Consider the following 18840-nt stretch of genomic DNA (forward strand, 5'->3'; position numbering starts at 1 on the left):
GCTCCCCCCCATAACCAAATAACAAAAAATAAGAGGTTATATGAAGTCCCTCAGTGATTCTTTAACTACAACCACACTAGCCACGCTCATGAGTGCCATTGTCTTAAGCGGGGCTTTAAGCAGCCAGGTTAGCGCACGTGAAATATCCGGCGTCGATATCGCCGAGCAGATTGTTATTAATGACAGCCAGCTTCAGCTCAATGGTGCAGGCGTTCGCAGTAAATTTTTTATCGATCTTTATGTGGGAAGTTTATACCTAACGGCCCCTTCCGCTGATTTGGCTAGGGTTATATCAGCTGAGGAGTCTGCGGTTCGATTAAATATCACCTCGGGCATGATCACCTCAGATAAGATGCGTGATGCCATCATAGATGGTTTCGATGACGCGACCGATGGCAATACCCAAGACATCCAAGCTCAAATAGATGCCTTTATGGCGCTATTTAGTGACGAGATAAAAGAGGGTGACCAGTTTACTCTGGTAACCAGTAAGGTTTCAGGTGTCACAGCCTATAAAAATGGCGTCCCACAGGACACCATTGAAGGTGAAGCATTTCGACAAGCCCTGTTGAAAATTTGGCTGGGTGACAGCCCGGCACAAACCAGTCTCAAAAAAGCCATGTTAGGCAAATAGTTATATCTGGCTTAATCCTGGGCCTCAAGCCCTAGGATTAAGCTGCTTCTAGCGACTAAACCTTATAAGCCTTTAAGAACATAGTAATACAACCTGTTAAGTAGTCAGCACGCCCCTCGACCAGATCATCTACGTTTAAGCCTAACTCCAACTTTAATCTCATCTCACCATACATCATCAAACAGAGTCGCACCGCGCAGCTGCGGCAATCATCAAATTGGTAAACACCTAGCTTGTGCACGTCTTCAAAATAGCCGGTCAATAAGTTAAGTAAGTGTTGTGGACCGGCATCGAAGAAGAGCGCCGATATTCCTGGGTGGGTCTCAGACTGAGCCACACAAGTAGTAAACACTTTCAGCGCTTCCGGGCTGACAATCAAGTCACCGAAATACTCGGCAAAACAACTCAGGGCTATTTCAGGCTGACTAGGATCGGTAAACACATCCTCGGCTAAGCGTTGAACCACACATCGTGACTCTATCGATGCGACAAATAATTCATCCTTGCTGCCAAAGTGAGAATACACAGTCTGTTTCGAGACACCGGCTAACTTAGCGACCTCATCCATACTGGTATTGGGGAAGCCCTGACCGCAAAAAAGCTCCATGGCCGCTTCGAGTATTTGCAGACGTTTTTGCTCGCTTCGAGTTAAATTTTCATTCGGAGTAACCGATTCCATGCACTAGCCTCTTTTAACAAGGTTTTTATATTTCAGACACATTTAATCACAAAGTAGACTAGACAGTCCAGTTCTTTGTAAATAGACTAGGCAGTCTAGTTTAACTTTTTTGCAACTCCAGATTAACCAAGGAAGCGTGTCAGGATGAGTATTATAACAGCCGTCTCAAACTCGAGAGTTTCAATAAGCCTACTGCTTACCATTTCTCTTGCTGCGTGTCAGGGTGAGGTGACTCAGCATGCTGGGTCACCAATAGTGCAAACAGTGACTACCGCCACGCTTACCCTCTCCCCCTCTTATCATCATACTCAAGAGTTTACCGGCAAGATTAAGGCCGGTAACACCACAGGCATAGGCTTCGAGTTAGCGGGGAAGATTAAACTCATTGCCGTGGACAGCGGCGACTCGGTTCAATTCGGCCAATTACTGGCTCAGCTAGACACTCGACTGCTCGAAGCCGAACGAGATGAGCTCAATGCCAGCGTGTTACAAAATAGCGCCGATCTGCAACTGGCAAAGAGTACCTTAAACAGAAGTCTGGAGCTAAAAAAACAGGGATACACCTCTGAGCAGACACTCGATGAGCTCAAGGGCCAGCTCAATAGCCTGATTGCCGGTCAGAAAAGACTCAAGGCAGCCGTATATGCCAATGCTCTGAGAATAGAAAAATCATCACTGCTCGCCCCTTTCGATGGTGTGATCAGTAAAAGAAGTAGCAACCTAGGCGAAGTCATCAACTTAGGCAGCGCCATCTTTACCCTAGTCGAGAATAACAACCCTCAAGCCATCATAGGGGTGCCAGTTAATGTGGCACAACACCTGAGTCCCCAACAAACAATATCACTCCGTGTGGCCAATACAGATTATCAGGCTCACATAGAAGGCATTGGCGCCGAAGTTAATTCAGTGACCCGAACCGTACCGGTACGTCTTTCTTTGCCGAAAGACTCAAAGGTACTCAATGGCGAGATAGCCTATTTGGCCTACGAGAAAGAGATCCATCAAGCAGGATTCTGGGTACCGATTTCGGCGCTCACCGATGGCATTCGGGGGCTTTGGAACCTGTATGTGCTGAGTTCAGAGCTAAACCTGGATAATCGTGAAACCTTCAATATTGAACGAAGGGACATAGAGATCCTCTATACCAAGAATGACATGGCCTTCATTCGAGGCGCGGTCCATGTCGATGAGGCTTATATCGATCGAGGTCTGCATAAGTTGGTCGTAGGTCAGCGTGTCAAACCCACATCTACAGCTGCCACGGCTGCGAGGTAAACAAGATGGTTAAAGCTTTAGTAGAGAATGGACGCTTAGCAAGCTTATTTATCGCCCTCTTGATAGTGGCTGGTTTAGGCGCAATATCCAGCTTACCGCGAATGGAAGATCCCGATATTACCAACCGCTTCGCCTCGGTGATCACTCAATATCCGGGAGCATCGGCCGAACGAGTCGAGGCCTTAGTCACCGAAGTATTGGAGAATCGTCTACGCAGGTTAGAAGAGCTGAAACTGATCCAATCTACATCCAGACCAGGCATTTCGGTTATTCAACTCGAACTTAAAGACAGTGTACAAGATACAGCTCCTGTGTGGTCCAGGGCGAGAGATCTCATCGCCGATGCCAAGCCGATATTACCCAAGGCCGCACAGAATCCACTACTGGACGATCAAATTGGCTATGCCAGCACCGCCATTTTAGGACTGGTTTGGAAAGGCGGCGGTGAAATTCGTACCGATATGCTCAACCGTTACGCTAAAGAGTTACAGAGTAAGCTCAGGCTGCTCAGCGGGACAGATTTCGTCAAGCTTTATGGTGCCCCTACCGAAGAGGTATTGGTACAACTCGATGGCAACAAGGTCAATCAGCTTGGACTCACCCCGGCGTCCATAGCCCGTATTCTCAGTAACGCCGATACTAAGGTGTCTGCCGGAGAGATTAATAACAATAACTTCAGAGCCCTGATTGAAGTCTCCGGAGAGCTCGACTCACTCTCGAGGATCCGCCGAGTACCGTTGAAAGTGGATGATCAGGGCCAGATTATCCGCTTAGGCGATATCGCGACCATAGAAAAACAAGCTAAGACACCAGCCAATTCCATTGCCCTCATAGAGCTGGAGCAAGGTGTGATGGTGGCTGCCCGCATGCTCAATAATACCCGGGTGGACCTCTGGCTAGCCAAAGTCAGAGTTGAAGTCGAGGCGATGCAGGCATCGGTTCCGGCCAATATCGAGATCCAATGGCTGTTCGATCAAGAGAGTTATACCAGTGACAGGCTCGGCGGCTTGGTAGGGAGTCTACTCTTAGGTTTCCTCATTATTCTGGTGGTCTTGATGCTGACCTTAGGTTTGCGCAATGCCCTCATCGTATCTCTATCTCTGCCTCTCACAGCACTCTTCACCTTAACGTGCATGAAGTACATCGGCCTGCCTATCCACCAAATGTCTGTCACCGGCCTGGTAGTTGCGCTGGGGATCATGGTCGATAATGCCATCGTCATCGTCGATGCCATCGCCCAGCGAAGACAACAGGGCTTATCGAGAGTCGAGGCGGTCGGCGCGACGCTGAAACACCTATGGTTACCTCTGGCTGGCTCGACCATCACCACCATGCTCGCCTTCGCCCCGATTGTTCTTATGCCCGGTGCAGCCGGGGAATTTGTCGGTGGTATCGCCATCTCGGTCATGTTTGCCCTGCTGGGGTCATACATCATCTCTCACACCTTGATAGCCGGCTTAGCGGGCCGATTCGGTGTAGAAGGAGATCAAGACAAATGGTATCAAAGAGGCATACGTTTGCCACAAGTCAGTAAGCTATTTAACGCTTCGCTGACCCTGGCGCTCAAGCGCCCTCTGCTATCAGGCTTGTTAATAGGCATCTTACCTATCACAGGCTTCATTGCTTCGGGTCAGATGACAGAACAATTCTTCCCGCCCTCAGACCGGGATATGTTCCAAATTGAAGTCTATCTTCCCCCCCATGCGAGCGTGGCGAGTACCCGCCATCTCGTTGAACAAATGGATCAACAGCTAAGAGAGACTCAGGGCGTGACCCGTATAGACTGGGTCATAGGTGGCAATACACCTTCTTTTTATTACAATCTACTTCAACGCCAGCAAGGCGCGAGCAATTACGCTCAGGCCATGGTCAAAGTCGAAGACTTCGACACCGCTAACCGTCTCATACCTCAGCTGCAACAAGCCCTCGATCTCGCCAATCCGGAGGCGCAGATATTAGTCAGAAAGTTGGAGCAAGGCCCTCCCTTCAATGCCCCGGTTGAACTAAGGGTATTTGGCCCTAACTTAGATCAACTCAGGCTGATAGGCGATGAAGTCAGGCGCATCTTAAGCGATACCCCGGATGTGATACACACGCGAGCCACGCTAAGCGCTGGAGCCCCCAAGATATGGTTTCAGGTCAATGAAGATGCCAGCTTGATGAGCGGCCTCAATTTGACTGAGATAGCCGAGCAGATCCAAATGGCCACGACTGGCATCAATGGCGGCAGTATCTTAGAGCAAACTGAATCGATCCCCGTGAGAGTCAGGCTACAAGACAGTACTCGGGAGCAGCAGACCAAGCTATCTGAGATCAACCTGGTATCCTCATCCGGAGCAGGCATTCCCTTATCGGCCCTCGCCGAAAGCCAGATCCAAGTCAGCCGCGGTGCGATTCCTCGCCGTGATGGCCAGAGGGTCAATACCATAGAAGCCTATATTGTCAGCGGCGTGCTGCCTCAACAGGTACTCGATGATGCTAAGGCGCGAATAGACGGGCTTAACTTGCCTGCGGGCTATCATATAGAAGTCGGCGGTGAGAGTGCTAAACGCAATGAGGCCGTAGGTAACCTACTGTCTAATTTGGTGTTGGTCGTCACCTTACTATTAGCAACGGTTGTCTTGTCATTTAACTCATTCAGGCTAACGGCCATTATTCTGTTTAGTGCGATGCAGTCGGCGGGACTCGGTTTACTGGCTGTCTACCTGTTCGGCTATCCCTTTGGCTTCACCGTGATCATCGGCCTATTGGGCCTGATGGGCTTAGCCATTAATGCGGCTATCGTCATCCTGGCCGAGCTTGAGGACCAAAGTGACGCCAGAGAAGGCAATATAGACACCATAGTCAGAGTCGTATCGGGCTGTGGCCGTCATATCGGCTCCACAACCATTACCACAATCGGCGGCTTCCTGCCCTTGATTATTGCCGGTGGTGGCTTCTGGCCCCCCTTCGCCATCGCGATTGCCGGAGGTACCTTGCTCACCACCTTACTCTCGCTAATCTGGGTACCTACTATGTATAAACTCATTATGAGGCCAGTAAGAAAATCTAAAACACACATAAACCCAAGAGAGTTAGTCACCGAAAACAATTAAGTACACTACATCCAAGGGAGTCATTTTTGGGCTCCCTTGCTACCACATAAAATAACTCTGCCAAGTGTTATAGTCTCATGCTAACAAGGTTAATAAAAATGTGTCGTGGCGTCTCGACTATAAAAAAGCCAGCAATAAAGCTGGCAAGACTCTTGATTTAACAATATCTAAATCACCTTATTACTCTTACTAATCATTGATTTTTCACGATTACTATTGAATGACTGGGGGAGTATGCTCCGATTAAAAGTAGTAACTAACTGCTAACTCAACCTTATTATCGTTGTCGATAATGTCAAACTTATTACCAACGTGCTCAACATCACCTTTAGTTTTTGTGTAGGTATGGCTAAGCTCTACCCACCATTTGCCGTTATCGGTAAACGCCATTCCTGCACCAGTCTTAATCTTGAGTACATCGACCTTAGCGCCACCTGATTTACCATCTTTACTATCTTTACTATCGATATCAAGCTGCATGAATTGGGGCTGAACCACGATATATGAGCCTGTATCATCAAGTTCCCATGAACCAAATAAGTTAAACTGATAGCCCTTAAGGTCGAACTCGCTATTATTAACACCAGCCTTGGCATTGCCGACAACATAAGCGACATTCGGGAACACGCTGATTGATTCGCTTATCTGAATTTTAGCAATTGCGCCTAGAGCAATTAAATCGGTACCAAGGCTAGCATCTTCAGTGCTGCTCATCTTCCAAGACTTCATATAATCAACACTGAATCCTATTTGAGGAAGTACACCTTCACTTACATCGAACACTTGGAAATAACGTAAACGAGTATTTTGAGCTAGGCGATCATCGTCTGATGGCTTAGTTGCTGAAGTGTGCTCAACAAGGCCAATGAAGTTATTACCCTCTGAATACTGGCCAGCAATGCCGCCCATAACGTTAAGATCACCTTCGTTAGATGTAGAACCACTGATGAATGTATTAACTTGAGTTAAATCACTGGGATTTACATGAACTTCTTCAGAAGCAACTGCTGAGGTAGATAGAACAATCATAGAAGCTATTAAAGTGGTGTTTAATTTTGTCATTCTCATCTCTTAAATGTTATTTGTTTGCGGTATGACGGTATTAAACACCATTAATTTTCTCAAAAACACACTAGGATTAATAGTTACTATTAGTGTTTTGCAGAAGATGTTCAGAGCCTGTATTGCGATCGATTGATAAGATATGTAGGCTGTGATCATCTCTATCTTTTGGGTTAAATACCTTGAATACCTGCTGCATTAACGAAGTAAGCGAAGGAATTTAGATCTTACAGGGAAGGTCTTGATGATAGCAACGGGGAACAGAGTTCCCCACGATATTTTAACTCAGGTTTTTTACAGTTTTTTTTAGCAATGAAGAAAAAGTAGCAAGTTCATCTTTAGAAAAGTTATCGAACACATTTTCCAAACAAGAATGAGCCAGAGCTTTCCCTTTGGATGCAGTTTCGATCCCCTGCTTTGTTATGGCTAACGAATAACTACGCGCATCATCTATGTCTGGTTTTTTCTCTACCATTCCAGCTCGTTCTAATGCTTTGATCAATTGGGTTATAGCACCTCTACTTTTCATCATTCTGTCAGCGAGTGCTGCAGGTGTTTTATATTCCCCTATTTCTAGCTCTAGCAATAAAACCCACTGCATTTGAGTGATTGAAAGATCTGATTCTACGAACATACTTTCTAGTTTTTTGTTCAGTAATCGACTGCTAATCCCAAGCAATCCACCCATATTTGATTCTGCTCTCATGTTTTCTCATGTGAAAAGTATAATTAAACCCAAAGTAATTTAACCTTAAACTTGATTTGGTGCAAATTTATCTATACTGTGCGATTCAAGTTTAAGCTTAAACCAAATAGGCATGTCAATGAAAGTTCTGTATATCACTGCTAACTCCAAAGAAATTAAAGATTCAGTTTGCCTATCATTAGGCGAAGTTGCTCTAAATGAATTTAAAGCTAAGCATCCGCAAGTTGAGGTAACGACTCTTGATGTATGTGCCAATGAATATGCACATATCAATGGTGACACCCTCAAAGATTACATGAACCCGCATGGTTTATGTGGTCTAGCTGCAACTGATTTTGTTAGTTACGATTATTTTATTGTTGTAGCTCCAATGTGGAATTTGACAGTTCCATCAGCTCTTAAGGCATTCTGGGATACCGTCATAATTCCTAATATTACCTTCAGATATAATGAACAAGGTCGCACTGAAGGTCTTTGTAAGGGCTCTATGCTTTATATCGGTGCCCGTGGTGGTGACTATTCATCAGAGTTTTTACAAGATATCGCTTGTGATGATCGCATGATGAAAGGCATTGCTGGAATGATTGGATGTAAATATCAATCTTATGTCGCTAATGGCGTAGGCGGTTATCGTCAGCGCTCTGTTGCAGACTGGGTCGATTTTGCAGCTAATGACGTTATCAGTGCAGTAGGCGAAATGTAAAGTTTTAGGCTTCCTAATACCTGCCCCTGCCAATAGAGAATTGGCAGGGGCTTTTTGTATCAATAAAGCACCAAGTTCAATCTGCTTCACTGATAGTATTGTCACTGCATCTGCTAGTGCTGCCATTGGGGTTAAACGCTTGCCAACACCACAACTTTGAATATATGTTTCACTTAATCACCCTTCTGCTTATTTCTTACTCTGTTCAGCCTTTAGCTTAGAAAACTCAGCACTTGCTGTTTGAAAGTCGAAACCTTCCCTTTTAATACGCTCGTAAACACCACAAGGCCGGCAGCGCGACACTTATCGATAGCACGAGTAACAAAATAGAGCTCAGGACTTTGACTGACAACACCAAATTCAACGCCTTCGTTATCACTGCAAGTTTTGCGAGTCGTTACCTGCGAGAACTCGGCAATAAGATTGCAAAATCTGGTGAGTGTTTAAGTATAAGGAGAGGTTTTCAGCTAGATACAAAAAAGGCCGCTTAATTGCGACCTTGGAATGAACATTCGATTATTTTTCCACCGTTCGAGATAGTGCAGGGATGAAAAACGCGATGCATAATGCAGCATACACACAGAAGGCTACTACCATCCATTCAGCCATAGACAGACCTAGAATGTATATCGGTATCTCATAGCATGATCCGACTGGCAAAAACATAGATGGAAGCCATTCATGCAGTGGCATCCATGCAGGGAAGTTAGGCACGAATGAACAAACTGCAAATGGCGATGGGTTAGTTTGCATATCTAGGAGCTCAAGCGCCACGCTTAGCCCCTGAAAGGCGCTCATACCCCATATCGAAACAGCGGTAAACCTCATGAATCTATTTCTATGACCATAGAAGCCAATTAGACCAGCGATAAGGAGACAAAATGTCGCTAAACGCAGATAGACACACATAAGGCATGGTGCCATATCCATGACATGCTGAAAAAATAGGGCACTGGTTTCCAGCCATAAAGCTGAGCCAGCCAAAATACCCCAAGCAAGTTTAGAGTGAGCAAAGTCTTTAAAACAGTGGAAGATAGAGCAAAAACTTAGATTTCTCATGAAAATAAATAGACCTTAGATTATGAATAGAAAATGATTTCTTAGCCATTGTAGATATGTGAACCATGTTCATCAGCAAGCATTAAATCATTCAATCCAACACTAAATACAACCAATAATCATAGTAATCACCTATTTACAGGTACAATAAAGGCCGCTTAATTGCGGCCTTTTAATGAGTGTCTCGACTTACTTAGCTTGCTGTACTGCCAATGTGTCGAAGATAGTGAAGATTGTATCCAGCAAATATAGCTTCATCATGCCTAGTCCTGAAGGTTCACGATATGCGCCAGAGATAGCGACAATATTGCCTGTAACATGGTCGAAGGCTGAGAACTGGCCATTAACACCAACCATCATAGAGATCTTGCGGCCTGTTACTGGATGCGTAGCTGTGCGCCACTGGTCTTTATAGAAAGCATTTTCAAAAAGCATATGCTCATAAGAGACCTTTGGCCATGCCTGCTTAACTCCATCATCGCCATTTTTAACAGCATCTACGTAAGCTTTTGGAAGTACTTGTTCGCCTTTCCAGTTTTTACCGTCATTAACCATCAAGAAAGAACCGATGGCAAAATCACGCACAGTGACATTTAAAGAGCCAGAAGCTGCACTTTCTTTAGCTTGGTTCACATACATGGTCGCTTCAGAGTTAAAGCCACCTTTTGACCATAGGTACTTATCGAAGAACTCAGAAAGTGTGAGGCCTGAGCTACGGGTGATAGCAACACCTAAAATCTCTGTGTTGATATCTTTGTACTCGTAAACTTCACCAGCTGGATATTTAGGTTCGACGTGCTTAACGAACTCGGTTAGATAATCGCTAAATGTTTCAAGATTCCCAAGTGCATCCGCAGGCGGTACCAGATCACCATCATCATTTCTTACAAGGCCACTGTAACCAACAACAGAAGGCATTGAGCTATCCCATGAGCCAGTGGTACCAGCTCCATAGCTACCCCAATGGTAATCAGGACGGTTAGCAGGAAGATCTATAATACCAGTTGTCATATCTGCAAAGTTTTGAAGCGGGATGTTTTCAAACTTCGTTCCCTTAAACTCTGTTACGTACTTGCCCGCTGGATCTGAAAGCTTTAAAAAACCCTCTTCCTGAGCAATAAATAGAGCCATTGAGGTAAATGATTTATGAGCTGACATTAAGTGATTCTTAGTGTTCTTGTCGGTGCCATTCCAGTAATCTTCGGCAAGGATCTCACCCTTTTTATTCATTACCACGTAATTCTGCATTGAGGCTCTATCGCGCATTACGTCATACAAACTAATCTTTCTGTTTGGAATAAGGTCATCAATCATGATCTTGCTGACATCCAAACCGCCAACAAGTTTCATTGGCATTTTTTCAGTTGGCGCACTGATCACTGCATGGTAATGATAAAGGTGTGAATCGGCCAATGTAAGCGGCACTAGACGTGCTTCCTCCCAATTCTTAACACCAGCGCCAAACTCATTCAAATTCGCCTCATACTGAGCATTAGGCTCATGATAAGTCACATTTGCAGACGCACCAAATGCAACAAAAAGAACTGACAAAGCGATTACTGACTTTTTCATGTCTACCTCGGGATTAATATGATTTGTGTTTTATATGGGACTATTAAGGAAATGTTAAAGGCTGCTTAATTGCGGCCTTTAACATTGGTGTTGATTTAGCTTGCTGGTACTGGCGTGTTATCAATAATTACAGAGCCTTTACCTGCACCGACACTGTCAGTTTGAATGATCATTGTTGTTTTAGTCGGTGTAACACTGAATACAGTTGAAGTTACTGTACCCATTAGATCACCACGTCCTTTCCAAACTTTATCAGAGCCTAAGAAATCCTGAGCCTGCTCAACTGTAAACTTGTCATTGGCTCCTAAGAACGAATCAGCGGCTTTCTGACGCTTCAGAGAGTTAGCGGCAAAGGCTTCATCTACAAAGTCATAATCAACGTATAGCGAGTGGTTAGTGTGCGCCTTAGCATTGCCATATGAGTAATGCACTTCTGCAGGATAACCATTTTCAAGACTGAGAACCTTGCCAGAGCCATCAGCAACGGTATATGAGAAATAGGCTGAGTACTTATCGTTAGCTTTGAAGATATCAATTAGATCTGCAGTTTTCTCAATATTGTAGGCATCCCATGAGAGATAAAATGAAGGTGTAACACCATCACCGATTATCTCACCGCCTGCTTTTTCTCTTACAGTACCTTCAGTAGCATTAGTGGTCATTAGCATCATTTGACCGCCTTTAGCGATGCCGCCGAACGGGATAAGTCCAGCCCATGTTTGGATAACACTAGTCTTACCATCAAGGCCAGTATGCTTAAGCACAATTAAGCCAGTGTAGTTAGCGGCCATGTAATCGAAGTTAGCCGCGCCCATGGCGTAACCATTCTTTTGGTCTTGAGCTGCGACAGTGCATTTTGCTGGTGCAGCGGGGTTATAAGCAGGCTCTGTTTCTGTTTGTAGGAATCCCATACCGCCATTCATCTGACTTTCTAAAATAGCCTCATCAGACATTGCTACTGATAATAAGAGCTCAGGAGTGCGGTTTAGCGACTCTGACAGGCCTTTGATATAAGCAGCGGCTTCAGGACTGGCAACCTTAAGGCGATTAAATACATCTTTAGCCTCAAAGCTCTTTGAGATTGAGATAACATTTAAGCCGTCTAGCATCATGCCAAGGGTAGAATCAAAACGGTCAATTGAATCTAATATCTGATCTTTAGCAACCTCACCAACATGCTTACCAAGTTCGTAAGACGAACCGTTAAACTGTATTTCAGCGATTTGGTCAGTATGTTGAAATAGTTTAGCCTGAGCTGTGAATGTAAATACTGTGCAAAGTACTAATAGTGCGATTAGTGACTTTTTCATGTCTACCTCAAAATTGTATGGTTTGCGTTTTGTATGTGCCCATTAAACACCCTAATTAATGATGATTCATCATTAAAGCAATTGGTGTCTCTTAGTGTTTAACAGCCCTTATCAGGTAGGTATAAAAGACCGCTAAATTGCGGCCTTTATGTTTATTTATTTGATGTTGGCTTTTATCGCTGGAATGATTGTATGAAAGTAATTAACCAAGTATCGCCGCCAAGCTCTAATACTCTGAACTGATCTTTATAGAAGCCTTCAGCTAAGTCGGCTTCTTTGCCTTTACCCCATGCAGAGCTAACCTCATCATTGCCCTTAGCCTTCACAGAAAAGAAAAATATAACTTAGGTCACACTGATTCATGTCGCTTTTAGATCTATATCAATTCATTGATTGTTAAAGTGATTTAGATTAACACTACAAAAAAATAAGAGTGGACCTCTACATGAATTATAAAAACTGGCCAATTGCGAAACAGATAGGGACATTAGCGTCAATTTTGACCGTCGTCGTATTCGGAATATTGAGTAGTATCTCCTATCTCACAGCCGCCAATGTGTTGGAAGACAAAGGGATCAGTGCCATACAGGCACAAATGCATGGCACTTCAGACTTGATAGAGCTGCAGTACAGTAACCTACTCGCCCTAGCTAGGCGTAACGCCGATGTTTTACGAGCAATGTACCCGGGCCAGTTTAGGAAACCAGATAAAACCGTTCGCGTGTTAGGAAAAGCCACACCGGCACTGGCTCACGAAAGAGAGCAGATAAATGCCTCTAAGAGTAAGGTCGACCGTTACTCAAATCTCACTGGTGGTAATGCCACTGTGTTTGTCCTCGATGGTGATGACTTCCTGCGGATTTCGACCTCACTGAAGAAGGCCGATGGCAAACGCGCCTTAGGGACATATCTGGGCAAGAAGCATCCGGGATATTCACATTTAATCAAGGGTGAAGAGTACGAAGGCTATGCCAAGTTATTTGGCAGAGATTATATGACTGTGTATCGCCCGATTAAAAATATCCAAGGCGAAGTCATAGGTATTTTATATATCGGCTTTGATATCACAGAGTCATTAACTGAGCTTGAGCGATCAATGAACCAACTAAAACTCGAAGAGTCCGGTTATTTCATGCTTATTCGGGAAAGTGATCAATCTATCGTCACCCACCCACACTATGAAGTCGGCACAAAAGTGACTGCCCACATGTTAGATGGCCTGACCATGACTCAGGCACTCACTCATAAGGGCTCATGGGAATATACCAATTCACAGAGTCAAGCTATGTATGCCTATAGCGTCAAGATCCCAGGCTGGAACTGGGATCTTGTGGGCATAGCAAAAATGAGTGAACTCAATGAAGAGAGCCTTAAATTACTCAGTATTAACGCCATGGTGGCGGGCGTGGGCATCATAGTGATCACCTTCTTGCTTTCTTTGGTACTCGTCAGAACCTTGAAGCCTTTACAAAAATTGCAGCAACAACTGGATATGTTGGGCAAAGGAGAGCTAAACCAGGACTTTGCCAAACCAAACTTAGACAGTAAAAATGAAGTTGATATGATCACTGTAAGTACCTCTCAGATGGCCGATGGTCTAAAAGAGTTAATATTGGCGCTGCAAAGGTCCGTGAGCACCCTCGAGCTTCAGGCATCACATGCTCAGCAAACCGCACGACTCAACGGTGAGGAAGCTCAATCTCTGATGACACAAACAGATCAAATCGCCACCGCCATCGAAGAGATGTCGATGTCAATCAGAGATGTGGCCAGCCATGCCAGCGAAGGGGCATCCAAGAGCCAACAAGTCGATGTGGCATCACGTGAAGGTCATGGACAACTCAACCTAGTAGTCCAAGGCTTGGCAAAACTCAGCCAACAGCTAAATTCAAGCCATGCCAGTGTCGAGAGTGTCACTAAAGAGAGCGAGGCCATCAGCAAGGTGACCGAAGTCATCAATGGCATCGCCGAACAGACTAACTTGCTGGCGCTCAATGCCGCCATCGAGGCCGCCAGGGCCGGAGAGCAAGGCAGAGGATTTGCCGTCGTCGCCGATGAAGTACGCACCTTAGCCCAGAGAACACAAGCGTCTATCACAGAAATAGAGCTGACCATCAATCAACTCCAGTCTCAAGTGAAAACAACCGCATCTCAGATGGCACAGAGCCAGCAACTAGGGGTGTCATCGGCAACTCAAGGTGAAGAGGCCAGTGGTCAACTCAATCAGATCACTAACAGCATAGGAGAGCTCGCCATAGCCTCGAGCAGCATAGCCAGTGCTACAGAACAACAGAGCGCCGTCGCTGAGGAGATCACCCGCAATCTGCATCAAATCACAGAACTTGCCCGAGACGGCGAACAAAGAGCCGGCGAGACTGTCGATTCAGCCATGGAGTTGTCGAATATAGCCGCCGAAATAAAGCAACAGATCAGCATATTTAGGGCCTAAATAAGTTACTGACTTACTATAAACGAGTGACGAGATAACAAAGAGGGACGCTTCATACCCCCTACTACTTCTCGTTACTCTAAACCTGCCAATATCATATCTAATATCAATTAAATAGCTGGTAAGGCGACTCTTGCTTAAAGCAAACAAACTGTAAATCATTCAAGCTGGATTCCGGCCACAAGCATGCCGGAATGACGTGTACCTTGAGCCTTCTGGCTCTATCTTGAGCCTTCTATAGCTCCAATAAATAAAAAGCCCCGCTCCTTTCTCAAGGGCGGGGCTTTTTTAGTATCGACTAGAGCGAAAAATAATTAATCTTTATTCTCTGTATCTCTGTCCATATTCTCGGTGTTCTCAAGCCAAAGGGCATTGATAATGCCGAATGAACACGCCAGCAATACTCCGAGTATCCAAGCAAAATACCACATAGATTAAACTCCTTATTAGTAAAGTGACGTCTTATTGTCTTCGATGAAACTGCGAGATAAACGGCCGAACATCTTATAGTAAGTGTAGATAGTGTATGAAAGCACTATCGGGATAAAGATAATCGCAGCCCAAGTCATCACAGTCAGAGACGTTTCACTCGCCGTGGCATCCCACATGGTCAAGCTCACGTTTGGCTCCAAAGATGAAGGCATGACGAATGGGAACATAGCTGCACCACAGGTCAAGATCACGGCTGCAATAGCCAATGAACTAAACAAGAAGGCGAAACCAGAACGATTCAGGCGACTGGCGACGATGACTAAGAGTGGCATGAGAAGTCCTAAAACAGGGAACATCATAGTCACAGGATACTTGTCATAGTTTGCCAACCAGGCTCCAGATTCGACAGCAACTGTCTTCATGGTTGGATCCGAAACCCCATAAGTATCGAGAGCTGAGGTGATCACATATCCGTCAATACCATTGACCAGCCAAACACCGGCAGCACCAAACAAGACAAACAATAATAAAGCGAGTACCTGAGCCGCATTCGCAGAACGGGCTCTCAAATCACTCTCAGTCTTCATCTGTAACCAGGTTGCCCCTTGCATCATAAACATGCTGACGCAGATAAGACCCGCGATGATACCGAAAGGATTCAACAAGCCGAAGAAGCCACCATGGTAAGTCGCACGCAAGTACTCATCAAAGTTGAATGGTACACCTTGAAGTAAGTTACCAAATGCGACACCTATGATCAGCGGCGGTACGAAGCCACCGATAAACAGCGCCTTATCCCATGCTGAACGCCATCTTGGATCTTCGATTTTAGAGCGGTAGTCGAAACCTACGGGTCTGAGGTATAAGGCAAACAGCACCAACATCATCGCCACATAGAAGCCCGAGAACGACACGCCGTAAACCATAGGCCAAGCTGCAAACAAGGCACCACCGGCGGTGATGAACCATACCTGATTACCATCCCAATGAGGGGCAATGGTATTAATCATAATACGACGTTCGGTGTCATCTTTACCCAGAATAGGCAAGAGAGCACCCACCCCCATATCGAAACCATCTGTGACGGCGAAACCGATAAAGAGCAAGCCTATCAGCGCCCACCAGATAAATCTTAACATTTCATAATCAAACATAATCAGATCTCCTTTTAGGCGTCCAGATTTTCAAAATGATAACGACCCGTCTTTAGACTACTGGGTCCCATGCGAGCAAATTTAAGCATTAGATACACTTCGATCACCAACAGAATAGTATAAAAAGTCGTAATTGAGATGATACTGAACCAAAGATCACCTACGGTAACACTCGATGCGGACATGAAGGTTGGTAAAATCTCTGAAATAGTCCAAGGTTGACGACCATATTCAGACACAAACCAGCCACACTCGATGGCAATCCAGGGCAAAGGCAAGCTATACAGCGCCGCTTTCAGTACCCAAGGTTTCTCTTCGATACGATGACGTGTACTTTGCCAGAAAGCAGCAGCAAACACGAACAGCATAATGATCCCCGATCCCACCATGACTCGGAAGGTCCAGAACATAGGTGCAACGCTTGGAATAGAATCCTTAGCCGCTGCGATTATCTGCTCTTCTGTCGCATCGACTACCTTATCGGTATAACGTTTCAGCAAGAATCCGTAACCTAGATCAATTTTAGCTTCTTCAAAAGCTGCAAGTAATTCAGGTGACTTATTACCTTCGCGTAATTCAGTCAACATGGCATAAGCTTTCATACCATTGCGAATACGAATTTCGTGGTCGGCAATAAGATCATGTAACCCAGTCACTTCTTCATCTAGAGAACGTGTGGCTATGATCCCCATTGCAAATGGGATCTTAATGGCATAATCGGTTTCCATAGTTTCCTGATTAGGGAAGCCTACAACAGTAAATGAAGCCGGAGCCGGTTCTGTATGCCACTCGGCTTCGATTGCAGCCAGTTTGACTTTCTGCACTTCACCGACTTTATAACCTGATTCGTCACCGAGCACGATAACCGACAGAATTGATGCTAAGCCGAAACTCGCGGCTATCGCGAACGAGCGACGAGCAAACGGTAAGTCTCGTTTCTTAAGGATATAATAAGAACTGATAGCCAAGACAAACATGGCGCCGGCAACATAACCAGAAGCCACGGTATGAACAAACTTAACTTGAGCAACCGGGTTAAATAACACCTCTCCCCAGTTCGTCATCTCCATTCGCATGGTTTCATAGTTAAATACCGATCCCACAGGGTTCTGCATCCAACCGTTGGCAATCAAGATCCACAAAGCAGACATGTTAGAGCCAAAGGCGACTAACCAGGTAACCGCCAGATGCTGGCGTTTGCTGAATCTATCCCAACCGAAGAAGAACATGCCCACTAAGGTGGATTCGAGGAAGAAGGCCATCAATCCTTCAATTGCCAGTGGCGCCCCAAAAATATCGCCGACGTAATGGGAAAAATATGACCAGTTAGTGCCGAACTGGAACTCCATAGCTAGCCCGGTAGCGACGCCCAAAGCAAAGTTAATACCAAACAACTTACCCCAAAACTTGGTCATATCTTTATAAACCTGCTTATCAGTCATCACATAGAGTGACTCCATGATAGCCAGCAAGAAAGCTAAGCCCAAAGTTAAGGGAACAAACAAGAAGTGATACATGGCTGTCATCGCAAATTGAAAGCGAGAGAGCTCAACAACTTCTTCTAAAATCATTAGTGACTCCTTAGGTGGTGCAACCATCAACTAAGATTAGATCCCCATCAATCAAAGTTAATGCCTATTGAGGAATTTTATTTTAAGCCTTTTACTCACTCAGCAGCGGTAAAGAGAGGCTAAATATCGTTTTTTACAAAATGTTCGAAATAAGCACGATAATGTTCAAATCAAGCCAATTCCATGACCAAGCTCACAACAAAATATATATTTGCGATAAGTACATGGCTAAAAAATAACAAACTAGAAGCTAAATCTTTATTATCAAAAACTTAACCAAAACACAGACTATTCTCACCGCTATTTTATACCATTCAAATTTGATTCAAATCAATCAATCACTAGGGTTAACATGGGTTTTGTGGCTAAGGACACAGTTCACTACACGACTTTGTTGACCAAGCCTTAATACCATGCTAGGAAGTCAGCCACCTCTAATATAAATCAGAATTTCACCCTCTTACAATAATTTTTTAAACAAACCTTAATAAAAACAAAACAAACATCAATTAACATCAAATAATTTTAGGCTTAAAAACCAACCAATAAATCATAACCAATTGTTTTAAATCAAGTTTACATTAAAGATATATAAATAAACCATAAATAAAAACCAATGTTGATTAGTTTTAGTAATGATTAAGTATAATTTTTCTCGCTTGATGATTAATCCATACAAGAATAATATACGTCTTGTGCTCAGGAGCGACTAATGTAATCCGGTGAAGTAGCCCGGTCTAGTCAAACTCCGCTCACATAACCCTTTAACTGTGTGGAGATACCATTATGAAAAAATTTTTGAATCGTTTAGCAAACAACTATAAGCGTGTTTTTGTTGAACTTTATACTGCTAGAGAACTTTAAACTTCCACTAGACTAGACAGATTTACTTGAAGTTTTGTTAGCGCAAAACGGCCACCTAGCTGATTCAGCTAGGTGGCTTTTTCATATCTAAACCTATCAAAAACCCCTGCCCGCACAGGTTAGCCAAAGCCTAATCAAGCAACAACTTATATACTAGTTGAGTCTATTACTAATCGCTAGCTCAGCATTTACACTCTTGCCAACAGATCTGCAGCTAAGCATGTATTTATCACTGTTTAGTACATCCTAACTCTCTAATACACTCATAACTCTCT

Annotated in this window: 14 protein-coding genes; 5 read left to right on the forward strand and 9 right to left on the reverse strand. The window is 44.5% G+C overall.

All coding sequences use genetic code 11. The annotated features are described in order from the left end of the window. Positions 1-40: 40 nt before the first annotated feature. Positions 41-634 carry a chalcone isomerase family protein gene (locus FS373_RS20920; RefSeq protein WP_144045789.1) on the forward strand — a complete coding sequence of 198 codons (594 nt, stop codon included), beginning with the start codon at positions 41-43 and terminating at the stop codon, positions 632-634. A gap of 55 nt (positions 635-689) precedes the next feature. Here FS373_RS20920 and FS373_RS20925 read toward each other — a convergent pair whose 3' ends face one another. Beyond that, positions 690-1313 (reverse strand): TetR/AcrR family transcriptional regulator, encoded by a 624-nt coding sequence (locus FS373_RS20925; RefSeq protein WP_144045788.1) that lies wholly within the window; start codon positions 1311-1313, stop codon positions 690-692. Between the two features lie 144 nt (positions 1314-1457). Between FS373_RS20925 and FS373_RS20930 the strand changes: the two genes are divergently transcribed. Together FS373_RS20930 and FS373_RS20935 are read left to right on the forward strand one after the other, a co-directional pair. Further along, on the forward strand, positions 1458-2588 hold the full coding sequence (locus tag FS373_RS20930) for an efflux RND transporter periplasmic adaptor subunit (RefSeq protein ID WP_152830512.1): 1131 nt from the start codon (positions 1458-1460) through the stop codon (positions 2586-2588). A gap of 5 nt (positions 2589-2593) precedes the next feature. Then, a complete protein-coding gene (locus tag FS373_RS20935) occupies positions 2594-5683 on the forward strand; it encodes an efflux RND transporter permease subunit (protein ID WP_152830513.1) in 3090 nt (1029 codons plus the stop codon). A 243-nt stretch (positions 5684-5926) separates the two neighbouring features. Here FS373_RS20935 and FS373_RS20940 read toward each other — a convergent pair whose 3' ends face one another. Both FS373_RS20940 and FS373_RS20945 read right to left on the reverse strand, forming a co-directional pair. Continuing rightward, a complete protein-coding gene (locus FS373_RS20940; RefSeq protein WP_227993080.1) occupies positions 5927-6745 on the reverse strand; it encodes a porin family protein in 819 nt (272 codons plus the stop codon). A 280-nt stretch (positions 6746-7025) separates the two neighbouring features. Next, positions 7026-7451 carry a MarR family winged helix-turn-helix transcriptional regulator gene (locus FS373_RS20945; protein WP_144045786.1) on the reverse strand — a complete coding sequence of 142 codons (426 nt, stop codon included), beginning with the start codon at positions 7449-7451 and terminating at the stop codon, positions 7026-7028. A gap of 118 nt (positions 7452-7569) precedes the next feature. Between FS373_RS20945 and FS373_RS20950 the strand changes: the two genes are divergently transcribed. Beyond that, positions 7570-8154 carry an NAD(P)H-dependent oxidoreductase gene (locus tag FS373_RS20950; RefSeq protein ID WP_194165913.1) on the forward strand — a complete coding sequence of 195 codons (585 nt, stop codon included), beginning with the start codon at positions 7570-7572 and terminating at the stop codon, positions 8152-8154. A 516-nt stretch (positions 8155-8670) separates the two neighbouring features. On the opposite strand, the gene dsbB is transcribed toward FS373_RS20950, so the two are convergent. From dsbB to FS373_RS20965, 3 genes are all read right to left on the reverse strand, one after another. Then, positions 8671-9213, reverse strand: a complete 543-nt coding sequence (dsbB, locus tag FS373_RS20955; protein ID WP_152830516.1) for a disulfide bond formation protein DsbB — start codon at positions 9211-9213, stop codon at positions 8671-8673. A 189-nt stretch (positions 9214-9402) separates the two neighbouring features. Further along, positions 9403-10785 (reverse strand): serine hydrolase domain-containing protein, encoded by a 1383-nt coding sequence (locus FS373_RS20960; RefSeq protein WP_152830517.1) that lies wholly within the window; start codon positions 10783-10785, stop codon positions 9403-9405. A 95-nt stretch (positions 10786-10880) separates the two neighbouring features. Continuing rightward, positions 10881-12095, reverse strand: a complete 1215-nt coding sequence (locus tag FS373_RS20965; RefSeq protein ID WP_152830518.1) for a C45 family autoproteolytic acyltransferase/hydolase — start codon at positions 12093-12095, stop codon at positions 10881-10883. A 445-nt stretch (positions 12096-12540) separates the two neighbouring features. On the opposite strand from FS373_RS20965, the gene FS373_RS20970 reads away from it, so the two are divergent. Further along, complete coding sequence (locus FS373_RS20970) at positions 12541-14544, forward strand: methyl-accepting chemotaxis protein (RefSeq protein ID WP_144045781.1); 2004 nt, start codon at positions 12541-12543, stop codon at positions 14542-14544. 314 nt (positions 14545-14858) lie between these two features. Here the strand turns inward: FS373_RS20970 and cydX are convergent, their stop codons facing one another. From cydX to FS373_RS20985, 3 genes are read right to left on the reverse strand one after another with little or no spacing between them, the layout of a single operon-like run. After that, positions 14859-14975 (reverse strand): cytochrome bd-I oxidase subunit CydX, encoded by a 117-nt coding sequence (cydX, locus tag FS373_RS20975; RefSeq protein WP_012324199.1) that lies wholly within the window; start codon positions 14973-14975, stop codon positions 14859-14861. Positions 14976-14990: 15 nt separating this feature from the next. Then, positions 14991-16130: a cytochrome d ubiquinol oxidase subunit II gene (gene cydB / locus FS373_RS20980; protein ID WP_144045780.1), complete on the reverse strand. Its 1140-nt coding sequence runs from the start codon at positions 16128-16130 to the stop codon at positions 14991-14993. Positions 16131-16144: 14 nt separating this feature from the next. Next, positions 16145-17701, reverse strand: a complete 1557-nt coding sequence (locus FS373_RS20985) for a cytochrome ubiquinol oxidase subunit I (protein WP_144045779.1) — start codon at positions 17699-17701, stop codon at positions 16145-16147. Positions 17702-18840 lie beyond the last annotated feature (1139 nt).

The organism is Shewanella sp. YLB-07 (assembly GCF_009377275.1).